The 4,362-nt window shown below is 38.4% G+C and carries 3 protein-coding genes, 5 tRNA genes and 1 rRNA gene; 8 read left to right on the top strand and 1 reads right to left on the bottom strand.

What is annotated here, in order from left to right; translation table 11 throughout:
• The first annotated feature begins 39 nt into the window (after nt 1–39).
• The 4 genes from PSF67_RS21720 to birA all read left to right on the top strand — a co-directional run bounded on the left by PSF67_RS21720 (nt 40) and on the right by birA (nt 2,415).
• Nucleotides 40–115 (top strand) — tRNA-Thr (locus PSF67_RS21720).
• 26 nt (nt 116–141) lie between these two features.
• A 5S ribosomal RNA gene (rrf, locus tag PSF67_RS21715) occupies nt 142–257 on the top strand.
• Nucleotides 258–412: 155 nt separating this feature from the next.
• Nucleotides 413–1,447 (top strand): UDP-N-acetylmuramate dehydrogenase, encoded by a 1,035-nt coding sequence (gene murB / locus PSF67_RS21710; protein ID WP_231069004.1) that lies wholly within the window; start codon nt 413–415, stop codon nt 1,445–1,447.
• Nucleotides 1,444–2,415, top strand: a complete 972-nt coding sequence (gene birA, locus PSF67_RS21705) for a bifunctional biotin--[acetyl-CoA-carboxylase] ligase/biotin operon repressor BirA (RefSeq protein ID WP_195697894.1) — start codon at nt 1,444–1,446, stop codon at nt 2,413–2,415. Before murB ends, birA begins: the two co-directional genes overlap by 4 nt.
• Nucleotides 2,416–2,457: 42 nt before the next feature.
• Here birA and coaA read toward each other — a convergent pair whose 3' ends face one another.
• Nucleotides 2,458–3,408: a type I pantothenate kinase gene (coaA, locus tag PSF67_RS21700; RefSeq protein WP_102140753.1), complete on the bottom strand. Its 951-nt coding sequence runs from the start codon at nt 3,406–3,408 to the stop codon at nt 2,458–2,460.
• A gap of 426 nt (nt 3,409–3,834) precedes the next feature.
• Here coaA and PSF67_RS21695 point away from each other — a divergent pair.
• The 4 genes from PSF67_RS21695 to PSF67_RS21680 all read left to right on the top strand — a co-directional run bounded on the left by PSF67_RS21695 (nt 3,835) and on the right by PSF67_RS21680 (nt 4,242).
• Nucleotides 3,835–3,910: transfer RNA gene (locus tag PSF67_RS21695), tRNA-Thr, on the top strand.
• Between the two features lie 15 nt (nt 3,911–3,925).
• A tRNA-Tyr gene (locus tag PSF67_RS21690) sits at nt 3,926–4,010 on the top strand.
• Nucleotides 4,011–4,085: 75 nt separating this feature from the next.
• Nucleotides 4,086–4,160 (top strand) — tRNA-Gly (locus tag PSF67_RS21685).
• Between the two features lie 6 nt (nt 4,161–4,166).
• Nucleotides 4,167–4,242: transfer RNA gene (locus PSF67_RS21680), tRNA-Thr, on the top strand.
• The last annotated feature ends 120 nt before the right edge of the window (nt 4,243–4,362 follow it).

The raw sequence follows: 4,362 nt of genomic DNA, 5'->3' as shown, positions 1-4,362 counted from the left end.
TTTTAAGGTTGTGTCAGTACTGACTGACCGCACCATATTGCTGATATGGCTCAGTTGGTAGAGCACACCCTTGGTAAGGGTGAGGTCCCCAGTTCGAATCTGGGTATCAGCACCATATAATCGGCATTTAAAAAGAATTTACCTAGCGGCAATAGCGCGGTGGTCCCACCTGACCCCATGCCGAACTCAGTAGTGAAACGCCGTAGCGCCGATGGTAGTGTGGGGTCTCCCCATGTGAGAGTAGGGAACTGCTAGGTTTTAAATATAAAGAAGCCACCCATTGGGTGGCTTTTTTTATTCTACGAATAGAATAATTTTTACTAATTATCTTATTTTCCTAATCTTGCTATTCACTCTTAATCCAGCCTGATAGACTTATCCTATCCTAGTTTTATTTGTACTGAAGGCTGTAATGAACCTAATGTCTGAACTTAAATCATTTAATAGCTTTGGCATTCAAGCAAAAGCATTATCAATTGTTTTTGTGGATAATCAAGAATCTTTACTCCAACAATGGGCCGAGGCTAAAAATCAGCAACTTCCCGTATTATTATTAGGGGGAGGAAGCAATGTTCTATTTGTTGCAGACTTTGAAGGTGTGGTAATTATCAATCAGCTGAAGGGTATAAAAATAACAGAAGATAACAGCTATTGGTATGTTCATGCCCAAGCAGGTGAAAATTGGCATCAATTGCTTGAAACATTATTGAGTAAAGGTGTTTTTGGTGCAGAAAATTTAGCGTTGATCCCGGGTTGTGTTGGCTCTGCTCCCATTCAAAATATTGGTGCTTATGGTATAGAGCTGAAAGATATATGTGAGTATGTTGATGTACTTTCTCTAGAAACAGGTAAAGTAGCTCGGCTAACCGCTGCTGAGTGCCAGTTTGGCTATCGTGATAGTATTTTTAAGCATGAATATCAATATGGCCATGTCATTATCAGTGTTGGGTTAAAACTTGCTAAAGAATGGACACCTAAGCTTATGTATGGTGACCTTGCTCAACTTGACCCCAATACAGTAACGCCAGAACAAGTATTCAACTCTGTATGCCAAACACGTAGAAGTAAATTACCTGACCCAACAGTAACAGGCAATGCGGGGAGTTTCTTTAAGAATCCCGTTATTTCGGCAGAAAAGGCACAGGCCATAAAAATAGCTCATCCTAATTGTCCCCAATATGAACAAGCTGATGGCAGTATTAAATTAGCCGCAGGCTGGCTAATTGACCAGTGTGGTTTAAAAGGTCATCAAATCGGTGGTGCTGCCGTTCACACCCAACAGGCGTTGGTGCTAATTAATAAGCACCACGCAACAGGGCAAGATATTGCTAACTTGGCGAAATATGTGAGTCAAACGGTAGCAAAGCGTTTTGATATTATCTTAGAGCCAGAAGTCAGGTTTATAGGCAGAAGGGGTGAAGTTAATGCAATGGATTATATTCGATGAAAGAAACTAATATTCCTTTACAGCTAATTGATATCTTAGCTGATGCTCAGGTCCATTCGGGGGAGCAACTCGGTGAACAATTAGGAATGACAAGATCTGCAATTAATAAACATATCAAAACATTGCGCTCTTGGGGACTAAACATAGAAACAATAGCTGGCAAAGGCTATAAGCTACCATATCAAATCAATTTATTAAGCAAAGAAGCTATTAAAAAACAAGTTGATGGCGTGAATATTATTGTTGAGCCAGTTATTGATTCAACGAATCAATACATGTTAGAGCGTATTAATAGCCTGAAGTCAGGGGATACTTGCTTAGCCGAATATCAAAGTGCTGGGCGTGGTAGAAGAGGGCGCCAGTGGATCTCACCATTTGGCTGTAATCTCTACCTTTCTATGTATTGGAAATTAGATCAAGGCCCTGCCGCTGCAGTAGGACTAAGCCTTGTTGTCGGTATCGTCATTGCGGAAGCATTGAATAAAATAAGCCAAGATAAAGTAAAAGTAAAATGGCCTAATGATTTATATATGAATGATAAAAAACTTGCCGGAATTCTAGTTGAATTAACAGGTAAAACAGGAGATGCCGCTCACATTATTATTGGGATTGGAATTAATATTGGTATGAATAAAAACAATATTGAAGACGCTAATACAATAACACAAGAATGGTCATCACTAAGAGATGAAGTTGAGAATATAGAGCGTAATGAATTATCTGCAAATATTATTAAGTCATTAAGAAAGTCCTTGGTTATATTTGAGCGAGAAGGGCTGAAACCATTTTTAGAACGGTGGTTTAAATTAGACAACTTTCTTAATAGACCTGTTAAGCTATTGATAGGTAATGATATAATAACGGGTGTTGAACGTGGTATTAATGATCAAGGTGCTTTGTTATTACAAAAAGATAATGATGAAATAATACCGTATATAGGTGGTGAAATATCATTGCGGCCTAATTGATTATATATTATTGGCCGGCAATAAGCCGGCCAATATAAATAATTACTTTCTTAGTCTAACACTCTGAATAGAATGGTTTTCACCTTTAGTCATAATTAAACTTGCTCTTTCCTTTGTTGGCAATATATTTTCTTCAAGATTTAATCCGTTAATTTCATCCCAGATAGAGCCTGCAATATTAATTGCTTCTTCTTCCCTTAGTTTAGAATAATTATGGAAATAAGAATCAGGATCTGAGAATGCACCTTGCCTAAATTTAAGAAACCGGCCGATATACCACTGTTTTAATAATTCAGGTGCAGCATCAACATAAATAGAAAAATCAACAAAGTCAGATACAAAGACATGATGAGGATCTTGTGGGTAATCCATATCACTTTGTAAGACATTCAGCCCTTCAAGTATTAAAATATCAGGTTGATCAATGATTTGTTCCTGGTCAGGAACGATATCATACGTTAAATGTGAATAAACTGGTGCTTTAACGTTACGTGCACCTGATTTTATTTGCGACACGAAGTTGACAAGTTTTCGCATATCATAAGACTGCGGAAACCCTTTTTTCTTCATGATATTCCTATCTTTCAATACTTGATTAGGATGTAAAAAACCATCAGTCGTAATTAAGTCAACTTTACGGTGTTCTGGCCAACGAGTGAGTAGTGCTTGTAGCAAACGTGCCGTTGTACTTTTACCAACAGCTACGCTACCCGCTATACCAATAATATAAGGCACTTTTGCGCCATTAGTTCCAAGAAACTGCTCTAAGACAGCCTGACGACGTAAGTTTGAACTGATATAAAAATTCAATAAACGCGATAAAGGTAGATAAATCTCTATAACATCTTCCATAGAGAGCTCTTCGTTAATCCCTTTTAACTCTAGGAGTTCGCTCGATGTTAATGTAAGTGGAACTGAATCACGTAAAGTTGCCCAGTGTTCTCTATCAAACTCTAAGTATGGCGTAGTAATAAAATTTTCTTTCTTTTTCATAAACCAACATCTGCCTATTTTGTGCAGGTTGGACAGGTTGCCTAAACACCCGTATCCATAAAATTTGCTAGCATCATAGCGAGTGAAAGTGGGTAGGCGTAGGTTTTTTTCTATTTTTTATGAGTTTTTTTTGATATACGCAGAAAAAATGATACTGAGTGACGAAAAAAACACCTAAAAATGAAAGGGTAAAATTATGATATCGAATAAAAAATAATAATTTTAAAAATTTTAAGTCTTTTTCTCCCTTTACTGACTAAATGGTAATGGACTATAGTTAACAGCTGTTGTTGATGTTTTAAGCTTAAAATAGTTAAAAAATCAACAAAAATGCAAAAAGCGAACAAAATGTGAGCGAACAGACAAAAAAGTTAATTTTTTTGTTGCAACCTGCGCCGACTCTACCTAGAATGCGCAGCACTTGATGCCGGCATAGCTCAGTTGGTAGAGCAACTGACTTGTAATCAGTAGGTCCCGAGTTCGACTCTTGGTGCCGGCACCATTAAAAATTTGGATAGGTGGGATACCCAAGCGGCCAAAGGGAGCAGACTGTAAATCTGCCGTCACAGACTTCGAAGGTTCGAATCCTTCTCCCACCACCATCTCCAAGAAATTTTCTTCGATGAAAATTTTGAGGAACAGTTTAACAGCTGATAACTCAGGTAGCCGAGTTCATTGCGGGCATCGTATAATGGCTATTACCTCAGCCTTCCAAGCTGATGATGCGGGTTCGATTCCCGCTGCCCGCTCCAAGATGTGCTGATATGGCTCAGTTGGTAGAGCACACCCTTGGTAAGGGTGAGGTCGGCAGTTCGAATCTGCCTATCAGCACCACTTCCTTCATGTTCTCAATTATCTCCCTGATTTGTCTCCTGAAAAAAACAAGCGAAAATAAATTCTTGCTTGGTTGATGTGGTTTAACCACCGATTCCGTGTCTTAGAGGGACAATCTAA

Source organism: Providencia sp. PROV076 (genome assembly GCF_028483405.1).
Taxonomy (GTDB): Bacteria; Pseudomonadota; Gammaproteobacteria; order Enterobacterales; family Enterobacteriaceae; genus Providencia; species Providencia huaxiensis.
The sequence above is the reverse complement of the archived record's forward strand: the minus strand, read 5'-3'. Positions and strand labels throughout refer to the sequence as shown.